The 19269-nt window shown below is 33.4% G+C and carries 24 protein-coding genes; 19 read left to right on the forward strand and 5 right to left on the reverse strand.

From position 1 onward, the window contains the following. The first annotated feature begins 27 nt into the window (after positions 1-27). Positions 28-600 carry an ECF transporter S component gene (locus tag MHI39_RS10465; protein ID WP_058002326.1) on the forward strand — a complete coding sequence of 191 codons (573 nt, stop codon included), beginning with the start codon at positions 28-30 and terminating at the stop codon, positions 598-600. A gap of 31 nt (positions 601-631) precedes the next feature. Here the strand turns inward: MHI39_RS10465 and MHI39_RS10470 are convergent, their stop codons facing one another. After that, positions 632-880: a ferredoxin gene (locus MHI39_RS10470; RefSeq protein WP_058002327.1), complete on the reverse strand. Its 249-nt coding sequence runs from the start codon at positions 878-880 to the stop codon at positions 632-634. Positions 881-1093: 213 nt separating this feature from the next. Here MHI39_RS10470 and MHI39_RS10475 point away from each other — a divergent pair, with 213 nt between their 5' ends. The 5 genes from MHI39_RS10475 (at position 1094) to MHI39_RS10495 (ending at position 5453) form a co-directional block, all read left to right on the forward strand. Continuing rightward, a complete protein-coding gene (locus MHI39_RS10475) occupies positions 1094-2158 on the forward strand; it encodes a helix-turn-helix domain-containing protein (RefSeq protein WP_058002328.1) in 1065 nt (354 codons plus the stop codon). Then, positions 2145-3602, forward strand: coding sequence for an ATP-dependent DNA helicase RecQ (locus MHI39_RS10480; RefSeq protein ID WP_058002329.1), 1458 nt, complete (start codon positions 2145-2147; stop codon positions 3600-3602). The genes MHI39_RS10475 and MHI39_RS10480 overlap by 14 nt, the downstream gene beginning before the upstream one ends. Beyond that, positions 3602-4189, forward strand: a complete 588-nt coding sequence (locus tag MHI39_RS10485) for a CPBP family intramembrane glutamic endopeptidase (RefSeq protein ID WP_058002330.1) — start codon at positions 3602-3604, stop codon at positions 4187-4189. The genes MHI39_RS10480 and MHI39_RS10485 overlap by 1 nt, the downstream gene beginning before the upstream one ends. A 22-nt stretch (positions 4190-4211) precedes the next feature. Next, entirely contained in the window at positions 4212-4841 is a 630-nt protein-coding gene (locus tag MHI39_RS10490; RefSeq protein ID WP_058002331.1) for a LysM domain-containing protein, read from the forward strand. A gap of 159 nt (positions 4842-5000) precedes the next feature. After that, complete coding sequence (locus MHI39_RS10495) at positions 5001-5453, forward strand: YpbF family protein (RefSeq protein ID WP_058002332.1); 453 nt, start codon at positions 5001-5003, stop codon at positions 5451-5453. Between the two features lie 15 nt (positions 5454-5468). On the opposite strand, the gene MHI39_RS10500 is transcribed toward MHI39_RS10495, so the two are convergent. From MHI39_RS10500 to MHI39_RS10510, 3 genes are read right to left on the reverse strand one after another with little or no spacing between them, the layout of a single operon-like run. Then, positions 5469-6038 (reverse strand): manganese catalase family protein, encoded by a 570-nt coding sequence (locus MHI39_RS10500; RefSeq protein ID WP_058002333.1) that lies wholly within the window; start codon positions 6036-6038, stop codon positions 5469-5471. 38 nt (positions 6039-6076) lie between these two features. Then, positions 6077-6337 carry a spore coat protein CotJB gene (locus MHI39_RS10505; protein ID WP_058002334.1) on the reverse strand — a complete coding sequence of 87 codons (261 nt, stop codon included), beginning with the start codon at positions 6335-6337 and terminating at the stop codon, positions 6077-6079. Positions 6338-6345: 8 nt separating this feature from the next. Beyond that, complete coding sequence (locus tag MHI39_RS10510; protein ID WP_058002335.1) at positions 6346-6564, reverse strand: spore coat associated protein CotJA; 219 nt, start codon at positions 6562-6564, stop codon at positions 6346-6348. Between the two features lie 186 nt (positions 6565-6750). Between MHI39_RS10510 and MHI39_RS10515 the strand changes: the two genes are divergently transcribed. From MHI39_RS10515 to MHI39_RS10540, 6 genes are all read left to right on the forward strand, one after another. Next, entirely contained in the window at positions 6751-7383 is a 633-nt protein-coding gene (locus MHI39_RS10515) for a CBS domain-containing protein (protein WP_071976104.1), read from the forward strand. A 186-nt stretch (positions 7384-7569) separates the two neighbouring features. After that, complete coding sequence (gene tnpA, locus MHI39_RS10520; protein ID WP_058006971.1) at positions 7570-8031, forward strand: IS200/IS605 family transposase; 462 nt, start codon at positions 7570-7572, stop codon at positions 8029-8031. A 257-nt stretch (positions 8032-8288) separates the two neighbouring features. Next, positions 8289-9056, forward strand: coding sequence for a metallophosphoesterase (locus MHI39_RS10525; RefSeq protein WP_058002337.1), 768 nt, complete (start codon positions 8289-8291; stop codon positions 9054-9056). Positions 9057-9115: 59 nt separating this feature from the next. Beyond that, positions 9116-9667, forward strand: a complete 552-nt coding sequence (locus tag MHI39_RS10530) for an adaptor protein MecA (protein ID WP_058002338.1) — start codon at positions 9116-9118, stop codon at positions 9665-9667. 201 nt (positions 9668-9868) lie between these two features. Further along, on the forward strand, positions 9869-11146 hold the full coding sequence (locus tag MHI39_RS10535) for a Glu/Leu/Phe/Val dehydrogenase (protein WP_058002339.1): 1278 nt from the start codon (positions 9869-9871) through the stop codon (positions 11144-11146). 191 nt (positions 11147-11337) lie between these two features. Beyond that, complete coding sequence (locus MHI39_RS10540; RefSeq protein ID WP_058002340.1) at positions 11338-12306, forward strand: YpdA family putative bacillithiol disulfide reductase; 969 nt, start codon at positions 11338-11340, stop codon at positions 12304-12306. Positions 12307-12482: 176 nt separating this feature from the next. On the opposite strand, the gene MHI39_RS10545 is transcribed toward MHI39_RS10540, so the two are convergent. Further along, positions 12483-13460 (reverse strand): asparaginase, encoded by a 978-nt coding sequence (locus MHI39_RS10545; RefSeq protein WP_058002341.1) that lies wholly within the window; start codon positions 13458-13460, stop codon positions 12483-12485. Between the two features lie 109 nt (positions 13461-13569). On the opposite strand from MHI39_RS10545, the gene prsW reads away from it, so the two are divergent. The 7 genes from prsW (at position 13570) to cmk (ending at position 19268) form a co-directional block, all read left to right on the forward strand. Next, complete coding sequence (prsW, locus tag MHI39_RS10550; protein ID WP_058002342.1) at positions 13570-14274, forward strand: glutamic-type intramembrane protease PrsW; 705 nt, start codon at positions 13570-13572, stop codon at positions 14272-14274. Between the two features lie 131 nt (positions 14275-14405). After that, positions 14406-15248, forward strand: a complete 843-nt coding sequence (gene sleB, locus MHI39_RS10555; RefSeq protein ID WP_071976102.1) for a spore cortex-lytic enzyme — start codon at positions 14406-14408, stop codon at positions 15246-15248. 12 nt (positions 15249-15260) lie between these two features. Then, on the forward strand, positions 15261-16610 hold the full coding sequence (gene ypeB / locus MHI39_RS10560) for a germination protein YpeB (protein WP_058002344.1): 1350 nt from the start codon (positions 15261-15263) through the stop codon (positions 16608-16610). A gap of 174 nt (positions 16611-16784) precedes the next feature. Beyond that, positions 16785-17246, forward strand: a complete 462-nt coding sequence (gene tnpA / locus MHI39_RS10565) for an IS200/IS605 family transposase (RefSeq protein WP_058006971.1) — start codon at positions 16785-16787, stop codon at positions 17244-17246. Between the two features lie 219 nt (positions 17247-17465). After that, a complete protein-coding gene (locus MHI39_RS10570) occupies positions 17466-18119 on the forward strand; it encodes a flagellar brake domain-containing protein (RefSeq protein ID WP_071976101.1) in 654 nt (217 codons plus the stop codon). A gap of 148 nt (positions 18120-18267) precedes the next feature. Next, positions 18268-18450, forward strand: coding sequence for a DUF5359 family protein (locus MHI39_RS10575; protein WP_058002346.1), 183 nt, complete (start codon positions 18268-18270; stop codon positions 18448-18450). Between the two features lie 143 nt (positions 18451-18593). Beyond that, positions 18594-19268 (forward strand): (d)CMP kinase, encoded by a 675-nt coding sequence (gene cmk, locus MHI39_RS10580; protein ID WP_058002347.1) that lies wholly within the window; start codon positions 18594-18596, stop codon positions 19266-19268. The last annotated feature ends 1 nt before the right edge of the window (position 19269 follow it).

A 19269-nucleotide genomic window follows, 5' to 3' on the forward strand; every position in this document is an offset into this window, starting at 1 on the left:
GATGGATCTCATAAGGAGAGAGAAAGTATGAAAAAATTAGGTTTAAAATCATTTGTAAGTATTGCGGTATTAAGTAGTTTAGCGTATGTCATCATGTTGATAAAAATTCCAATTCCGCCATTTCCGAATTATTTAACCGTAGATTTTAGCGATATACCTGCATTGATCGCCGCACTAATCTTCGGACCTATCGGAGCCTTATTAGTGGAACTTATAAAAAATTTATTGGATTTCCTTACGACAGGTAGTGAAACAGGGATTCCAATTGGTCATATTGCTAATCTTTTTGCAGGTCTTTTATTTGTACTTCCAACTTATTATATATACCAACGAATGAAAACGAAAAAAGGAATGACTTTAGCTTTGTTTGTCGGTACGATTTCTATGGCAGTAATGATGAGTATATTAAATTATTTTGTCATACTACCTGCATATCTAGCTTTAATGAATTTCCAAGTACCTAATGTAAAAGAATACATTCTTGCTGGAATTCTTCCGTTTAATTTCGTAAAAGGTATTTTAGTAGCTATTATATTTATGCTATTGTTTTCAAAAATGCAAAATTGGATTAATAAACAAACTATCCTTAAAAATACGTAAAGCAAGTGCTTTAGCACTTGCTTTTTTATTATTATTCAAATTTAAGTGGGTCACCATCAAACGGTTCATCAGCCATTTTGATTGAATCTGTAGGACATCCCTCGAAAGCATCAATAAGGTCATCCTCTAAAATTTCAGGGACCTCTACTTCACCTTTATTATTGTCTAGAATCACATAGGCAATTCCTTCGTCATCATAATCATATATATCTGGTGCAGCAGCACCACAGGCACCGCAGGCAATACATGTATCCTGGTCAACTATTGTATATTTTGGCATGAAAAAAGACCTCCTAATATCTATCTATACCCATTGATCTGGGAGCTATATAAATGTGAAACATTATTATTCATACAATCCTAATAATAAAACTCATCTAGCAACTTTTCAATAGATAGTTTCTGTTTCTTAATTTGTTCATAAAAATAATCAACAATAGCTTTATCATTCATGATAAAATTAGACATAAAAAGACAAAGAGGTAAAAACATAATGACGTTTTTACATGCTATCGTATTAGTTCAATTACAAAGAATAGAAGGAGCACGTACAGTTTATTCCATTTACCATTTACTTAAAGGTAAGAAGTCATCTCAGACGATTCAGGATGCTCACTTATTTAATTTAGGTGTTTTTTTTCAAACCTTTCCCAATCTACAACGGAATGTATTTGATGAGATCATCCATGATCTTTATCAAAATGGATTCATTACTCAACAAGATGAACTAAAGTTCGTCCTTTCTGAAAAAGGATGTCAGGAATTAGCTGTTTTTTTTGAAAAAGATACATTTCCTTCATACTTAAACGGATTGAAATACCAAGATGTAGGAATCATTTTCTGGAGACGGCTGACATTATTTGTTCAGGTTCTTTCAAATTCAATTCATGATATACAAAAATACTATCCAATTGTCAGGGATCCAGATACACAAATTTGGATTAAATCCTTTTTGAAGCAATCACAATTTTCAAAACAAGAGATAAGTATAAAATTATTTCATGAGTTATCTTCCATTTTTAAACAGGAACCTCCGGAAAAACCGGAATTATTCCTCATTCGTTTGACAGGGAATCAACAGGTCGGCTTAACGATAGAGCAATCCGCTGAATATTTCGGAATGGAGTATACGGAATATTGGTATCGTTTTATCCATTTACTGCATTTTATGCTCGGTACAATTTTGCAGAATAATTCGGAATATCCGCTATTATTTTCGCTTATAAAAGACAGCCATCAATCCGTTCCTCTAACAAATTCTACGAAAGAAACCTATTTATTATTAAAAAACGGGCATTCGATTCAAGAAGTAGCGATATTACGTAAACTTAAAACGAATACAATTGAAGACCATGTAATTGAAATTTTGCTAAATCAAGTAGATTTGGATGTTTCACCATATTTATCAAAGGAATTAGAAACTGAAATTATTCAAACAGCGGCAATCGTAGGGAAAAAAAAGCTAAAGCCAATTAAAGAAGTAATACAAGAGGTATCATATTTTCAAATTCGATTAGCATTAGCAAAAAACAAGGGGAATGGCAATGAACTTAACTGATGAATTATATAATCATTTTGGTTTTTCTTCATTTCGTACGGGGCAGGAGGATGTCATTTCTTCGGTTTTAAACGGCAAGGATACATTGGCATTATTGCCAACAGGTACCGGAAAATCTCTTTGTTATCAGTTACCGGGTTATTTAATGACAGGTGCTGTTTTAATCGTCTCTCCATTATTGTCCTTAATGCAGGATCAAGTAGATCAATTTCGGATGATGGGAGAAAAAAAGGTAATTGCATTGAATTCATTTCTTACATTTCAAGAACGAAAAAAATTACTAAATACATTACATTTATATCGTTTTATTTATATTTCACCCGAAATGCTGACAAATGAATTTGTATTAGAAAAGATTAAGAATTTGAATATCACTCTATTTGTAGTAGATGAAGCACATTGTATTTCACAATGGGGTCATGATTTTAGACCAGATTATTTAAATTTACATGAGGTACGAGCATTACTTGGGAATCCGGTTACATTAGCTTTAACTGCTACAGCCACAGAAGAAGTACGTGAAGATATCATTAAATATTTGCGATTAAAAAGAGTAAATCAATTAATATTCTCTGTGGATCGCCCGAATATTTCATTAACTGTGGATAAAGTTAGGAACCATCAAATGAAGGTTAAAAAACTTTTATATTTGGTTAAACATCTACAAAAGCCTGGCATTATCTATTTTTCAAGTAAGCGTCTAGCAGAAGAAATTGCTCAATTGCTTCGCAATGAGGGCATAGGTAATATAGCAGCTTATCATGCGGGAATGGAGCAAGAGCAAAGAATACTGATACAGCAACAATTTTTACATGATCAGATACAGATAATTTGTGCAACAAGTGCATTTGGAATGGGGGTAAATAAGGATAATATTCGCTTTGTCATTCATTTTCATATGCCATATCAATTAGAGTCTTATTTACAGGAGATTGGTCGTGCAGGTAGAGATGGAGAACAGAGCATAGCCATTCTTTTATATGCTTCAGGGGATGAATTATTACCATTACAAATGTTCGATCAAGAACTGCCAACTGATTCTCAAATAGAACAGTTTTATAATCTATCTGATGAAAGAAAAAAGCATGTGGATCTTTTAAACTTATCTGAAATACAGCATCGTTTTTTAATATATTATAGTAAGTTATCAGAAGAACAGTCTATATTGATTAACAAAGTGAAAAAAATCCGAGATAGTAGGATTCAATATAAACAATTAAAACTGAAAGATATGATAAAATGGTTAAAATCAACCTCATGCCGTCGAAAAGATATATTAGAGTATTTTAATGAAACCCAAACCCTTCAGATTCACAACTGTTGTGATAATTGTGGCATCCAGATGGAAGAGTTTGAAATGGAAATAGTAGAGTCAATTAATGAGGAGCAACAGAAAACTTGGCAGTCCATGCTAGGTCATTTATTGCTGAGAGGCGAAAAATAATGAGAAAAAACAAACAATCAGATGTAATAAAGCAGTTGTCGAAACGGGAACTAACTTTCCATTTATATATTACACAAGTGATAATCTTAACAATTTCTATCATCTCGTCTATTTTTTTATTTCACGATTATCAATCGTTTTTTCATTTATTTAAAGTAAATTCATCTATCCTATCATTGGGAGTTGTCAGTGGGATTATCATCGTTATATTAGATCTTATTTTGATGAGAGTTCTACCTCAACATTATTATGACGATGGTGGGGTAAATGAAAAAATATTTAAAGACCGCTCATTCCTTGAGATTCTTTTTTTAGCAGCAGTCATTGCATTCAGTGAGGAGCTCCTATTTAGAGGAGTCATTCAAACGAATTTCGGAATGGTTATTGCTAGTATCGTTTTTGCAATTGCACATATTCGGTACTGGGGACATTGGTTTTTGATCGTAAACATTGTAGTTTTAAGTTTTTTGATGGGCTTGGTTTACGAGATTTCTGACCATAATGTTGTGACAACAATCGTCATGCATTTTATTGTTGATTTTTTGCTTGGTTTAAGTATCAAATATAATAACAAGACAATTAAGTAAAGTGCAGTGGAAGTGATGAAAAATGAGGACGGATCCATATAAAGATCCAATTGAGATCCATCGAAAGAAAATTGAAAAGATAAAGATGGATGAAACGAATATAGAAGAAAATGAAGATGTGCATCGTCTACCTACTAGAAGTGAATTACACGGTTCAAGAAATAAACAAAGAAAAAAGAAAAAAAGGAAAATGACTTTCCCATTATTAAGAGTACTTTTAACTTTTTTTATTTTATTACCAATTATTAGTTTTTCACTATATACATTTATACTAAAAAAATCATTTTTTCTTGATTTAGGTGCGAAAATGGCTGGGGAAGAGGTTCCTTATGAGATTGTGTCAGCGGGAGAAAAACAGGCCAAGCAACCTAATACATACAATAACAGTGGCTCGAATGAAAATAAAAATAGTGGTGAACAAGAGACTCAAGATGATTCTGTCGCCGAAAAAATAGATATTGAAACCAATTCACAGACAAATAACGAAGACCAAAAAATTATTTTTCACACTGTTCAACCAAATGAAACATTGTATAGCATAGCGTTAAAATACTATCATTCCAAATCAGGGATAGATCTTATTAAACAATGGAATGATCTATCGAATGATGGCATCATTGTTGGCCAAGTGTTGGAAATTCATCTTCCTTAATAAGTTTAAAGTGTATTAGGGTGAAAGGTAGTCTCAATCCGATCACCCTAAAAATATGGCATTGGTGACTTTCCCCTCAATTAAAAATTAAGTGAACCTCTTTTTTTGGTATACCTATTTGGACTGGTTCATACAATGAATTTGAAAGGGGGAGTTGCCATGGAATCTACTATTTTATCACTTAAGCAAACTGACCAAGCTACAAAACAAATGCTGCAAAATCTTGTCAACAGGAAAATAAAATTTGATCGTTTAAAGCAGCAACATATATTGCTTTTAACAATTAGCGTATTTTACAGTTTTGGATGTCTTTATTTTTTATATTATCGTATTCTTGAACCATATTCGTATTCATTTTCAGAGATCTTTTCTATTCTGGTGGGAGACAATACACATTTGCTATTTATTTTTCTTGCTATAGGATTATTCGGAGCGACAAAGGTGCTATATGATAAAAAAGAAAAAGCTGAAAAAGAGTATCATGAATTAAGATGTGAAATTGTTGATCGTAGTAAAGATTTATGGAAAAATGATGCTTGGGCTTCTAGATATATAGTTTTTGAAATCATGAAAGCAAAGTTTAATATAAATTTATACCATGAAAGTAAATAGAGGAATATGAAATATTTAAAATATTTTTTTCTTTCCTCTTTCTTCTTTTAATATTTCAACTGCCTCACGGAATCGCTGAGAATGAACTACTTCACGCTCCCTTAAAAACCTTAAAGTATCATTAATATCAGGATCATCACTCATATTAATTATCCATTGATAAGTCGCCCGAGCTTTTTCTTCCGCAGCAATATCTTCGTATAAATCAGCAATGGGATCACCTTTAGCTTGGATATGTGCAGCTGTCCAAGGTACTCCTGCAGCATTTTCATAATAAAGAGCTTTATCATGGTCTGCATAATGTGCACCCAAACCTGCTGCTTTCATTTGATCAGGTGTTGCATCCTTTGTTAATTTGTACACCATCGTTGCAATCATTTCAAGATGAGCAAATTCCTCAGTTCCAATATCTGTTAGTAACCCTATAACTTTATCCGGGATTGTATATCTTTGGTTTAAATAACGAAGTGCTGCAGCAAGTTCTCCATCCGCACCGCCGTATTGCTCAATTAAGAATTTTGCAAGCATTGGGTTACATTGACCAACTTTAACTGGGTACTGGAGCTTTTTCTCATAAACCCACATGAATGATCTTCACTCCTTTGTATTTATTATTAGTCTATTTAAACTTGCCATGGCCAAGGTGCATCCTTCCAATTCCATGGATAATCAGAATAACTATAACCAAAGTTAGTCAGCGGTCCAAACAGCTTTTCAAACTCCTTTTTTAGTTTCTTTCTGTGGTGTACAAATTGGTTGTATTGTTGAACAGCATCCTGGTCTTTTGGATGAGTGTCCAAATACAATGTCAATTCAACTATTACAAAATCAATAGCCTGAAGTTCCTCAAGTTTTTGATAATATTCAGGAGGTACTTGTTTCATCACTCGGTTCACTCCTTTGCTCGTTCATACGGACTATAGTAAGGATCATATAATGGTTGCCAAAGTGTTCCTTTTCTTAATGCTTCTAATGGTGGGAATTGTGGTAAATTTGGTGGTTGAAAGCCCATATATAAATTGGGTGGTGTTGAATAGGTTTTTACCTTTATCGGTGGACAAGGATCAAATGGACTAATATAAGGTTTGTAACTTTTATAAAATGAATGCATCTTCTTCCCTCCTTGTATTTGTCATCATTTAATTTTATGGGAGAGATTTGTCCTACATGTCATTAAAATAAAGACAATAAAATAAAAATGTATATTTAAGCAAAAAAGCGAATCTACATAAAGGGAATATTTCATTGTTTGTAGAATATATATTCATGGTGAAATCTATCTTATGAGGTGAAAGTGATGTTCGCAAAAAATATTATGATTCCAAAATCTCAATGCTTTTATGTTCATGCTGAAGATTCAATTGAAGAAGCATTGGAAGTACTAAGAAAAAAGCAAGTTGATGGTTTGCCTGTCTTAAATGGGGATGAATATGTAGGTATGATTACGCATTATCATATATATAGGAATTATTTTAATTCAGAGCTCAATAAAGAAGAGTATTTAAAAACAGTAAAGGTAAAGGAAATTGCAACCCATCAGGAAATCTTTTTCCAGGGTAATGAAATTTTTGAAAATACATTAGTTGAATTGAAGGATTTTCCTTTATTTGCGGTAGTAGATGAGAATAGAAAATTTCTAGGAGTTGTAACTAGATTTGATGTAATCGAACAATTCCAAAGTGCCTTTGGAATTAAACGTCCAGGGATTCGGATTGCATTTAGTTCAGTGGAAGTAGAAGGTAGAATTGCAAGATTAGCTAATATTATACAGCAGTATCATGAATCAGTAATCTCTTTAGTAACGTTTGATGAAACAGATAAATTGGTAAGAAGAATTATTTTAAAAATAGAAAAACGAGATAATATTAAAAAGTTTACGGATAGTTTAGAAGATGCAGGATTTAGAATCTTAAATATTACTGAAGATTAAATAAAAGAGGCAGTTGATCTTAAATGGTCAACTGCCTTTTTTTATGGTTTAGAAAACCCCTGGCTATGCCGGGGGTTCCAGAGAGCTTATAGCGTGGTAATAAAAAAACCTCACTTCAGGGTAAGATAAAGTTGGTTTCCCGACCACTTCATCTCACCATAGAAGGAGGTATGCCCTGTGAAGGACATGAATAGTTTAGCACACACAACATGGAATTGTAAGTATCACATAGTTTTTGCCCCAAAGTACAGAAGGCAGATTATTTATGGAAAATATAAAAAGAGCATTGGGCAAATCATACGAGATTTATGTGAACGGAAAGGTGTAATAATTCATGAAGCAAATGCCTGTCCAGATCACATTCATATGTTAGTCAGTATTCCACCTAAATTAAGTGTATCTCAATTCATGGGTTATTTAAAAGGAAAAAGTAGCCTCATGATATTTGATCGACATGCCAATTTGAAGTATCGATACGGAAATCGGAAATTCTGGTGTAGGGGCTTCTATGTTGATACAGTAGGCAGAAATAAGAAACAAATACAAGAATACATTAGAAATCAGCTAAAGGAAGACTATATGGGTGATCAATTAACATTATTCGAGGAATATGACCCATTTACAGGAGAGAAAAATAAGAAGAAATAAAGAAATTCTTTAGAATTAGTGAGTGAATGTGGTGCAGGCGGGAAACCCTCTCAGTGGGCCTTTTAGGCCAAGGCCGGTAACATAGGCTTTCAGCCGCAGAGCAAACCACCAGTTCACACTGGTGGTTTTGATTTGCCGCAGCTCTAATTAAAAAGATGAGTTAATAGGATAAGTGGAAAAATTGCTTGCAATTGTGTCGATTACCAACATTTATGGTATGATTTATTAGTAATTGATCCAAATTATTGGAGGAAAACATGATTTATTGGTTAATTTTTATGATGGTAATAATTGCTGGAGTATTACTAGTAGTTTATATGGTGACAGAAGCTTTTCAGAATAATGTTCAATATCATACATTTGAATTTAATAATTTTCCAAAATCTTTTAAGAAGCTTAGACTGTTTTTCATTTCTGATATACACCGGCGTAATATTCATTCATCTATCATTAAGCAGTCTTTAGGGAAGGTAGATTTTGTAATAATTGGTGGTGACTTAGCTGAACAAGGTGTTCCACTGACAAGAATCGATGAAAATCTTCGCAAATTAAAAATGCTTGGTCCAATTTATTTTATATGGGGAAATAATGATTATGAAATTGATGAAGCTAAATTATTTCGTATTTTTAAGAAATATGATGTGAAAATGCTGAGGAATGATGTTGATTTTCTCCAATCAAAAGCAGGAGAAAAAATTGCGATTATTGGAATTGATGATATCTCGCAAGAGCAGGATGATTTACATAAAGCAATGGCAAAGATTAGTGAACCATGTTTTCAAATTTTATTGAGTCATAACCCTGATATTACTCAAAAAATGTTTGATTTTGATACAATCTCATTTATTCTTAGTGGACATACGCACGGTGGCCAGATCCGTATTTTAGGTTATACACCTTATAAAAAAGGTGGGGTGTATAAATACTCAGATATCATTCAATTAGTAAGCAATGGTTACGGAACATCATTATTTCCTTTAAGACTTGGTGCCAAACCTGAAGCCCATATCATTACTTTAAAATGAACTTTCTCCCCATTTTTACATAGTATGGTCATAGAAGCCATATCAGGGGGCGGAAATAAATGAAATTAGAACGATTATCACGAAATAAAATAAAATACTCGATTACATTTGAAGAGTTATCTGATAAAGGATTTTTAACAGATGAGTTTGAATCATTTATATGGTATGACCTTTTTGATGAGATGGTTGAAATTGCAAAAAAAGAATATCAGTGTGAAATTACCGATACGATCTCAATTGAAATATTCTCACTAAGTTCAATGGAAATTGTTTTAATATTAACTATGGATGAGAAATCAATGAATGAAGAGCAATCAACGAATCATTTAATTCCAACATTTATTCCAGATAGTGTTTTTTGCTTTGAATCAATTGAAGATGTTATTCAACTTGCACAATGCTTTGAAAATTTGCAAATACGTTTGAATAGTAAATTAATGGTTTTCGAAGATCAATATTATCTTAAGATACCAAATACTAAGGCAGTAAATGTACTTTGTGAAGAGTATGGAATTGAATCAACTATGTCTATAGAAATGGTAGAGGAATATGGAATGGTGATTATTGAAAATAATGCTTTACCGGTACTTTTAAGTTATTTCAACCAATAACAACCATAAATGGGGCGATGAGAATTTTTTCTATTGCCCTATTTTTTGTCAGTTTTACTAAGCAAATCTAAATCTAGTTTGATAGCGTTTGCAAAAATTTAAAAAGTATAATTTTAAGTCTTGCATAAATGCAGTAAAAGTGTATACTATGTCTGAAAGGATGATACACATCAACGAGTGATTTTTAGGAGGTTTGCAACAATGGCAGCCGATTTGGGTGCAGATAATCAAGCATTTGACGAAAAGCATGATGTTTTAAAATCAACACAAACAGTAATTCATAAGGCACTAGAAAAACTAGGGTACCCTGAAGAAGTATATGAGCTTCTAAAAGAACCAATCCGTATGCTAACAGTAAAAATACCTGTTCGAATGGATGATGGCTCTGTAAAAATCTTTACGGGGTATCGTGCCCAACACAATGATGCTGTGGGTCCAACAAAAGGTGGGATACGTTTCCATCCGAATGTTTCTGAAAAAGAAGTAAAAGCGTTATCAATTTGGATGACATTAAAATGTGGAATTGTTAACTTACCGTATGGTGGCGGTAAAGGAGGAATCATTTGCGACCCTCGTGAAATGTCATTTCGTGAACTTGAGGCATTAAGTCGTGGATATGTTCGAGCAATTAGCCAAATCGTAGGACCAACAAAGGATATTCCTGCTCCGGATGTTTTCACAAACTCTCAAATTATGGCATGGATGATGGACGAGTATAGCAGAATCGATGAATTTAATTCACCAGGTTTTATTACTGGTAAACCATTAGTATTAGGTGGATCTCACGGTCGTGAAACTGCTACAGCTAAAGGAGTAACCATCTGTATTCGCGAAGCAGCAAAAAAACGCGGTATTAATTTAGAAGGTGCTCGTGTTGTTGTACAGGGATTCGGAAATGCAGGAAGCTTCCTATCGAAGTTCATGCATGATGCAGGAGCAAAAGTCATCGGAATCTCAGATGCATATGGTGCCCTTTATGATCCTAATGGTTTAGATATTGACTACTTACTTGACCGTCGTGATAGCTTTGGTACAGTAACAAAGCTTTTTGACAATACCATTTCAAATAAAGAATTACTAGAATTAGATTGTGATATTTTAGTCCCTGCTGCTATTGAAAATCAAATAACAGAAGAAAATGCACATAATATTCGTGCACAAATTGTTGTAGAAGCTGCTAATGGTCCAACTACATTAGAAGCGACACAAATACTTACTGATCGTGGTATTTTATTAGTACCTGATGTTTTAGCCTCTGCTGGTGGAGTAACCGTTTCTTATTTTGAGTGGGTACAGAATAACCAAGGATACTATTGGACAGAGGAAGAAATAGATGAGAAACTTGAAAAAGTCTTAGTGCAGTCATTTGAAAATGTTTACAATACTGCTGAGACGAGAAGAGTCGATATGAGACTAGCTGCATATATGGTTGGTGTTAGAAAATCTGCAGAAGCTTCTCGCTTTAGAGGTTGGATTTAAACGAATTATACATGGACTTTTCCATATCATTTTAAATCATTGCATGAAAATAGAAAATCTCCTATCATTATGGATGGGAGATTTTTTGATTTTAATTAACAGTTCGGTACTGTCTAGTAATAATATAAAAAGTGAATATGGAACATTTTGTTCTTTCATGAACAAAATAGTGTATAAGAGGTGACCAAAACATGCAGTTTGAGAATTGTATTATTGTTGGAGGAGGCCCATGTGGACTTTCAGCTGCAATTGCTTTACAAGAAATCGGAATGAATCCATTAGTAATCGAAAAAGGTAATATTGTCAATGCTATTTACAATTATCCTACCCATCAGACTTTCTTCAGCTCTAGTGAAAAGCTTGAAATTGGTGGGGTTCCATTTATTAACGAAAATTTAAAACCGAGAAGAAATCATGCATTAGTTTATTATCGTGAAGTCGTAAAAAGAAAAAATCTACGGATTAATAGGTTTGAAACAGTCAAAAGTGTACAGAAAATGAAAGATGGCAGTTTTGAAGTTCAAACATCAAAGAACGAATATCAAGCACAGTATGTAATCATCGCAACGGGCTATTATGATCATCCTAACCAATTAAATATTCCTGGAGAAACTCTCCCACATGTTTTTCATTATTTTAAGGAGGCTCATCCATATTTCGATATGGATGTCATGGTAATTGGCGGGAAAAATTCAGCTGTTGATGCTGCAATTGAATTACATAAAGCTGGTGCGAATGTGACGGTATTATATAGAGGGAAGGAGTATTCTAAAAGTGTAAAACCTTGGATATTACCAGAATTTGATTCATTAATCCGAAACGGTCAAATAAAAATGGAATTTAATGCAGAGCCTTTAGCAATTACTGAGGGTACTGTGAGATATGTAGTGAACGGGGAAATAAAGGAAATAAGTAATGATTATGTATTTGCAATGATTGGCTACCACCCTGACCATCATTTTATAAAAGAGATGGGAGTAAGGATTGATTCTGAGACAGGTAAGCCTGAATTTAATCAGGATACAATGGAAACAAATGTGGAAGGGATCTTTATCGCAGGTGTGCTTGCTGCCGGGAATAATGCAAATGAAATCTTTATTGAAAACGGGCGATTTCATGGTGAGTTAATCGCCAATTATTTAAAAGAAAAAAACCAATAAAATATCTCTTACTAGAGGTAGGGTGGGGCAGATGGAATAAAAAAAGACTTTTTTCCCTTATTCCACTCGGTATTACCCTATATGATGTTTCGTTGAAATCTGTAATCTTATTGACTTCAAAAAATAGAAGCAGTCATAGCAAGTACAACCAAGTACTTGTAGGACTGCTTCTATTTTTATATTTTATGAAACATTTCTTCGATTTCTTTCATATTATTTGTTTGTGAAAGGGCAATAAGTAGTTTAATTCTAGCTTTTTGCCCATTCAATCCGTTAGAAAAGATCGCACCTAATTCCTTTAGCTGTTTTCCTCCACCTTCATAGCCATAAATATCCTGTGCAATGCCATTAAAACATCTTGAGACAATGATTGTCGGGATATTTGCTTCAATGAGTAACTTAATTCCTTCTACAGTTGCTGGCGGCAAATTCCCTTGTCCTAATGCTTCGATTACAAGACCATCATAGTTTAAATCTAAAATAGCTTTAAATAATAAAGAGTCCATTCCGGCATGTGCTTTGAGTAATGCTACATTTTTTGTAATGCTATCGATAGGATAGTATTCCTTATGTGTCGGTGCATTATGGAAAAATATACCTGGCTTTGATATGATTCCAATTGGTCCGAACTGTGGACTTTGAAATGTTGACAAATTACTTGTATGTGTTTTTGTAACGTTTTTTGCGGTATGAATTTCATCATTTAATACAACTAGTACACCTTTACCTTTTGCTTCTTCACAGGCAGCTACTCTTATAGACGTAATTAAATTATATAATCCATCAGAACCGATTTCATTACTAGACCTCATTGCCCCAGTTACTACTATAGGGAGCTCAAGTCCAGTGGTAAGGTCAAGAAAATAAGCAGTTTCCTCTAGAGTATCTGTTCCATGAGTAATGACAACCCCATCAATAGTATTTTCTTTCGTTTCATTTATGATTAATTCCTTTAATTTTAGCATTTCTGTCATTGTAATATGTGGTGAAGGTAAATTAAATGGCTCTTTTACGATTAAATTAGCAAGATTAGAAAGTCCTTTTGTTTGAGCTGATAAAGGATTTTCTTCGCCGGGTTTAACTGCACCAGTTTCCCCATCCTCATACATAGAAATGGTTCCACCAGTGTGAATGACCAATATATTTTTTTTCATAAAAATTCCCCCAAATAAAGCAATACTTTTCCAAATTTTGAAAAGGTTATTTTCTTTCTATAGTATACATGATACGATTAAGAAAATGAAAAAGAAATGAGGCAGAAAAATGCTGGTAATATTATCAGCAGGAATTGCACCAGGTTTAGCACTTTTAAGTTATTTTTATTTAAAAGATCAATATGAATTAGAGCCTGTACTACTAGTATTTAAGGCCTTTTTATTTGGTGCATTTCTTACGTTTCCAATCATGTTTATTCAGCATGTTTTGGATATTGAGCAAATTTTACAAGGTAATATTTTTAACGCTTTTATAAATATAGCATTATTAGAGGAATTTTTTAAATGGTTTATCCTCTTTTTTGTTGTGTATCAGCATGGGGATTTTAGTGAACCATATGATGGAATTGTTTATGGTGCTAGTGTTTCTTTAGGATTCGCAACCGTTGAAAATATTTTATATTTAATTGCTGATGGTGTCGGAACTGCTTTTGGAAGAGCATTACTACCGGTTTCAAGTCATGCATTATTTGGGGTAATTATGGGCTATTATTTAGGTAAGGCCAAATTCTCACTTGATCGCAAGATGAAGCAAGCATTAATATATTCTTTCACAATCCCTTTACTACTTCATGGATTTTATGATTACATTTTATTGTCAAAGACAAAATGGATATATTATATTATTCCGTTTATGCTCTTTCTGTGGTGGCTTGGTTTAAAAAAGGTAAAGCAAGCGCATGCCTTATCTAAAAAGCATCATGAAATGAATACGACAGAAAATAATCAATCGGCTATAGATACAATTGGATGATCTGTGTCCGGTTGTTTTTTTTTGCCCTAATTTCAGGAAATGACAAGATACTATTACTTTTTTGTATAAAATTCCTTTGGAAACAAAAACTAGCCGTAATTCTAAAACAATTTTTGGAGGGGTAAAACGCAATGAGGAACAACATTTTTGTAAAAGTTGTTTTCGTACTTTTATTCTGTCTTGTAACATTGACAATTTCAAGTTCAAAACAGCCAATTCAGGCGTTTACAAATCAAGTGATCCAAAGGGGTGCAGTTGGAGACGATGTTATAGAATTGCAAGCAAGATTGCAGAATATCGGATTTTATACAGGTAAAATTGATGGTGTTTTTGGATGGGGAACGTATTGGGCATTACGAAATTTTCAAAAGGATTTTGGCTTAGATATTGATGGATTAGCTGGACCAACAACAAAAGCGAAATTGGTTAAAGCATCGAATTATAATGCTGCCTTTGTTAAAGATCAAATTAAAAAGGGGAATGAGTTTACTTATTATGGGGGCGTTGATATTAATAAACAAATTAAGCCTAAATCATCTACGTCTAATAAAAAAACTACTACAACAAAAAAACCATCAGGTACTACGAATGTAACTGCGACCAATGTACCAAATGGCTACTCTCAAAATGACATTCAATTATTAGCTAATGCGGTGTATGGAGAGTCAAGAGGAGAACCATATGAAGGTCAGGTGGCAGTAGCTGCTGTCATATTAAATAGAGTGGAGAGCTCTTCATTTCCGAATACAATTTCAGGTGTAATCTTTGAACCAGGTGCATTTACAGCAGTAGCAGATGGACAAATTTGGTTAACACCAAATGAAACGGCAAAAAAAGCTGTGATTGATGCGATTAATGGATGGGATCCTACAGGAAATGCTTTATATTACTTTAATCCTGTTACAGCAACAAGTAAATGGATTTGGTCGAGACCACAAATCAAGCAAATTGGCAAACATATATTTTGTATGTAAGGGGTGATTTGAATGATTAGAGGAATTATTATAGCTGTATTATCACTTGGTGTCATTGGAACTGGAGTATGGGGGTACCAAGAACACCGAGAAAAAAATGCAATCTTAATAAACGCTGAAAATAATTATCAACGAGCATTTCATGATTTAGCTTATCAAATGGATCAGTTACATGACCAAATTGGTACTACGTTAGCCATGAATTCAAGAAAGTCTCTTTCACCTGCCCTTGCAGATGTATGGAGACTTACTTCGGAAGCACATAGTAATGTCGGTCAATTGCCTCTTACTTTATTACCATTTAATAAAACAGAGGAATTTTTATCGAATATCGGAAATTTTAGTTATCGAACAGCAGTTAGAGATCTTGATAAGGAACCACTATCTAATGAAGAATATGGGACCCTTAAAAGATTATATTCACAAAGTGCTAATATTCAAGGGGAACTAAGAAAAGTACAACACTTAGTACTAAAAAACAACTTACGTTGGATGGATGTTGAAATGGCACTAGCTACTGGCAAGGAAGGTGCAGATAATACGATCATCGATGGCTTTAAAACAGTAGAAAAAACAGTTAAAGGATACGATGAATCGAATACAAATGATCCATCTTTAGTAAGCTTTCAAAAAAATAACAACAATTTTCGGGACGTAAAAGGTAAATCGATTACTAAAGATGAAGCAATTCAAATAGCGAAGAAGTTTACAAACATAAAAAATCCTACCAAAGTAAAGGTAACCGAAAATGGAAAAGGTGCTAATTTTAGTTTCTATAGTGTAACCTTAGCAGATAAGAATGGTAATGAGGGCAATATGGATATGACTAAAAAAGGCGGACATCCGATATATTTTATTGAAAGACGAGACATTACAAAGCAAAATTTAAGTTTAAATGATGGAATTCAGGCTGCGTCTAAATTTTTGAAAAATAATCAGTTTGATCATATGGAGGTTTTTGAGAGTACACAATATGATCATATAGGTGTTTTTTCCTTTGTAGTAAATGAAGAAGGCGTTCGAATCTATCCAGAAACGATCAAGTTAAAGGTTGCTTTAGATAATGGACAAATAATTGGTTTTACTGCTCAAGATTATATGAAAAATACTGAGAATCGAAAAATTCCTAAGCCTAAGCTAACAATGGCAGAGGCAAAAGGCTCTATTAATCCAAAATTAAAGGTAATGGAGGATAGATTGGCTATTATCAGTAATGAACTAGGAAAAGAAGTGCTTTGCTATGAATTCTTAGGTACACTAGGTAAGGATACGTACCGGATCTTTATAAACGCAAACGATGGAAAGGAAGAAAATGTAGAAAAACTGCAAAACGCGGAACCTGTATATCACAATGTATTATGAGGAAAGCTATCTAGCTTTCCTCATTTTCTTTATGGTTTAGAAAACCCCTGGCTATGCCGGGGGTTCCAGAGAGCTTATAGCGTGGTAATAAAAAAACCTCACTTCAGGGTAAGATAAAGTTGGTTTCCCGACCACTTCATCTCACCATAGAAGGAGGTATGCCCTGTGAAGGACATGAATAGTTTAGCACACACAACATGGAATTGTAAGTATCACATAGTTTTTGCCCCAAAGTACAGAAGGCAGATTATTTATGGAAAATATAAAAAGAGCATTGGGCAAATCATACGAGATTTATGTGAACGGAAAGGTGTAATAATTCATGAAGCAAATGCCTGTCCAGATCACATTCATATGTTAGTCAGTATTCCACCTAAATTAAGTGTATCTCAATTCATGGGTTATTTAAAAGGAAAAAGTAGCCTCATGATATTTGATCGACATGCCAATTTGAAGTATCGATACGGAAATCGGAAATTCTGGTGTAGGGGCTTCTATGTTGATACAGTAGGCAGAAATAAGAAACAAATACAAGAATACATTAGAAATCAGCTAAAGGAAGACTATATGGGTGATCAATTAACATTATTCGAGGAATATGACCCATTTACAGGAGAGAAAAATAAGAAGAAATAAAGAAATTCTTTAGAATTAGTGAGTGAATGTGGTGCAGGCGGGAAACCCTCTCAGTGGGCCTTTTAGGCCAAGGCCGGTAACATAGGCTTTCAGCCGCAGAGCAAACCACCAGTTCACACTGGTGGTTTTGATTTTGGTGAATATCTAGAAAAGTCTGTCATTAAATGGCATAATATACTCAGGACCATATTCTTATGTCAAGGAAGGATTTGCAAATCGATGTTAAATATTGGAATGAACTTAACTCTTGAATCTTTGGAAAGTAATAATCCTGATAAATATAAATGCAAAATTGCTGATATTGAAAATAATAATTTATATATCGATTATCCCATTAGTTTAACGACTAATCGTACTGCTTTTCTTGTGAATGATTTACATTTAAATTGTATTTTTTCTACAGAAGATAATGGAACTTATCTCTTTCGTACAAAAGTTATAGGCAAAGTCAAAAAAAATATCCCCTTGATTATTTTACATATCCCACCAGTTGAGGAGTTTAAGAAGATACAACGTAGACAATACGTAAGGGTTGAAACAGCGGTTGATATATCCTTGTATTTACAAAATTCTAAAGAAAGATTCACGACAATTACTGAGGATATAAGTGCAGGAGGATGTGCCGTTCTTTTACCAAAAAATATACAGATGCACCCATTAGAAACGGGTGATGCTACCATCGTACTTCCAATGCAAAACGGAGATTATCAGTATATTAATACACCAATTAAACTTATAAGAAATTGGGAGGATGCAGGTAAGAACATTGCATCAATTGAATTCATTGATTTAGATGAGAAAGATACCCAATCACTTTTTCGCTTCTGTTTTGAAAGACAATTAGAGCTTCGAAAAAAAGGATTATTAACTTAAAGCATTTTCTTAGGTGAAATTTAACTACTATAATTTGGTCTATAGACTTGAATTCAGCTTTAATTAAGAAACATTTAAGTTTCTTAAATGAATAAAGAATTTCTTCTACTCCCATAATGATTAATATATTATTTTAGGAGTGGATGAAATGAAATTAATAGAAAGATGGATGGTAAAATTAATAATTTTTCACTTTATATTATTACTATTGATTCAAGGGGTTCTTCACTCACTTCATTTTTTTCAAGATTATCAAAAAATCACCTTTTATGAAGGGGTTAATAAAATGAATGAAACCCCTATAATAGAAACATGGAAGAATCATCATTAAGGCAGATTAGATTCTGTCTTTTTTAGTTGTTATATAATATGTTAATATTAAGTGAACTGTTAACTACCTAAAAGTACATCATAATAGAGTATTTAGTTAACGTGGATTGTCATGGTTATTATAAAGAATGGGTGGAAAGCTGAATGAATCAAAAAATTCGTATTGCTATTGATGGTCCTGCTGCTGCAGGCAAAAGTACGGTTGCAAAAATTGTTGCCGAAAGACTATCTTATATCTATATAGATACGGGAGCAATGTATAGATCTTTAACATTAAAGGCTCTAGATAATCAGATATCTCCAAATAATGAATCAGCACTAGCAGACTTGCTGAATGTCACTATGATTGAACTAAAGCCAGGGATTGAAGGTCAGCTAGTCTATTTAGATGGAGTGGATGTAACTAAAAAAATCCGTGAAGCTTCGGTCACAAATAATGTATCGGAAGTATCTAAACACCGTCTAGTTCGTGAGGAAATGGTAAGAAGGCAACAAGCGTTTGCTAAAGACGGTGGAGTGGTCATGGATGGCCGGGATATTGGAACTCATGTAATCCCGAACGCTGAATTAAAAATCTTTTTACTTGCTAGCGTAGAAGAACGTGCCTTAAGAAGGCATACTGAAAATCTTGCGAAAAATTATCCATCTGATTTAAATCAGTTACAAAAAGAAATTGAATTAAGGGATAAGTTAGATTCAGAACGGGAAGTTTCACCATTAAAGAAGGCTGATGATGCTATAGTGATTGATACAACTTCATTAACTATTCAAGATGTTGTAAATAAAATAATGAATTTTGCTAATGAAAGGATCGAATAAA

The organism is Heyndrickxia sp. FSL K6-6286, assembly GCF_038630395.1.
GTDB lineage: Bacteria > Bacillota > Bacilli > Bacillales > Bacillaceae_C > Heyndrickxia > Heyndrickxia oleronia.

Bases quoted from the DNA above. Each gene is read 5' to 3' on its own strand.
- MHI39_RS10510 (WP_058002335.1), bottom strand. From the start codon at position 6,564: ATGCATTCATTTTATAAAAGTTACAAACCTTATATTAGTCCATTTGAT.
- MHI39_RS10535 (WP_058002339.1), top strand. From the start codon at position 9,869: ATGGCAGCCGATTTGGGTGCAGATAATCAAGCATTTGACGAAAAGCAT.
- MHI39_RS10575 (WP_058002346.1), top strand. From the start codon at position 18,268: ATGAAATTAATAGAAAGATGGATGGTAAAATTAATAATTTTTCACTTT.
- MHI39_RS10515 (WP_071976104.1), top strand. From the start codon at position 6,751: ATGTTCGCAAAAAATATTATGATTCCAAAATCTCAATGCTTTTATGTT.
- MHI39_RS10470 (WP_058002327.1), bottom strand. From the start codon at position 880: ATGCCAAAATATACAATAGTTGACCAGGATACATGTATTGCCTGCGGT.
- MHI39_RS10500 (WP_058002333.1), bottom strand. From the start codon at position 6,038: ATGTGGGTTTATGAGAAAAAGCTCCAGTACCCAGTTAAAGTTGGTCAA.
- MHI39_RS10465 (WP_058002326.1), top strand. From the start codon at position 28: ATGAAAAAATTAGGTTTAAAATCATTTGTAAGTATTGCGGTATTAAGT.
- tnpA (WP_058006971.1), top strand. From the start codon at position 7,570: ATGAATAGTTTAGCACACACAACATGGAATTGTAAGTATCACATAGTT.
- MHI39_RS10475 (WP_058002328.1), top strand. From the start codon at position 1,094: ATGACGTTTTTACATGCTATCGTATTAGTTCAATTACAAAGAATAGAA.
- MHI39_RS10570 (WP_071976101.1), top strand. From the start codon at position 17,466: ATGTTAAATATTGGAATGAACTTAACTCTTGAATCTTTGGAAAGTAAT.
- tnpA (WP_058006971.1), top strand. From the start codon at position 16,785: ATGAATAGTTTAGCACACACAACATGGAATTGTAAGTATCACATAGTT.
- MHI39_RS10545 (WP_058002341.1), bottom strand. From the start codon at position 13,460: ATGAAAAAAAATATATTGGTCATTCACACTGGTGGAACCATTTCTATG.
- cmk (WP_058002347.1), top strand. From the start codon at position 18,594: ATGAATCAAAAAATTCGTATTGCTATTGATGGTCCTGCTGCTGCAGGC.
- MHI39_RS10525 (WP_058002337.1), top strand. From the start codon at position 8,289: ATGATTTATTGGTTAATTTTTATGATGGTAATAATTGCTGGAGTATTA.
- MHI39_RS10480 (WP_058002329.1), top strand. From the start codon at position 2,145: ATGAACTTAACTGATGAATTATATAATCATTTTGGTTTTTCTTCATTT.
- ypeB (WP_058002344.1), top strand. From the start codon at position 15,261: ATGATTAGAGGAATTATTATAGCTGTATTATCACTTGGTGTCATTGGA.
- MHI39_RS10505 (WP_058002334.1), bottom strand. From the start codon at position 6,337: ATGAAACAAGTACCTCCTGAATATTATCAAAAACTTGAGGAACTTCAG.
- prsW (WP_058002342.1), top strand. From the start codon at position 13,570: ATGCTGGTAATATTATCAGCAGGAATTGCACCAGGTTTAGCACTTTTA.
- MHI39_RS10495 (WP_058002332.1), top strand. From the start codon at position 5,001: ATGGAATCTACTATTTTATCACTTAAGCAAACTGACCAAGCTACAAAA.
- MHI39_RS10490 (WP_058002331.1), top strand. From the start codon at position 4,212: ATGAGGACGGATCCATATAAAGATCCAATTGAGATCCATCGAAAGAAA.
- MHI39_RS10485 (WP_058002330.1), top strand. From the start codon at position 3,602: ATGAGAAAAAACAAACAATCAGATGTAATAAAGCAGTTGTCGAAACGG.
- sleB (WP_071976102.1), top strand. From the start codon at position 14,406: ATGAGGAACAACATTTTTGTAAAAGTTGTTTTCGTACTTTTATTCTGT.
- MHI39_RS10540 (WP_058002340.1), top strand. From the start codon at position 11,338: ATGCAGTTTGAGAATTGTATTATTGTTGGAGGAGGCCCATGTGGACTT.
- MHI39_RS10530 (WP_058002338.1), top strand. From the start codon at position 9,116: ATGAAATTAGAACGATTATCACGAAATAAAATAAAATACTCGATTACA.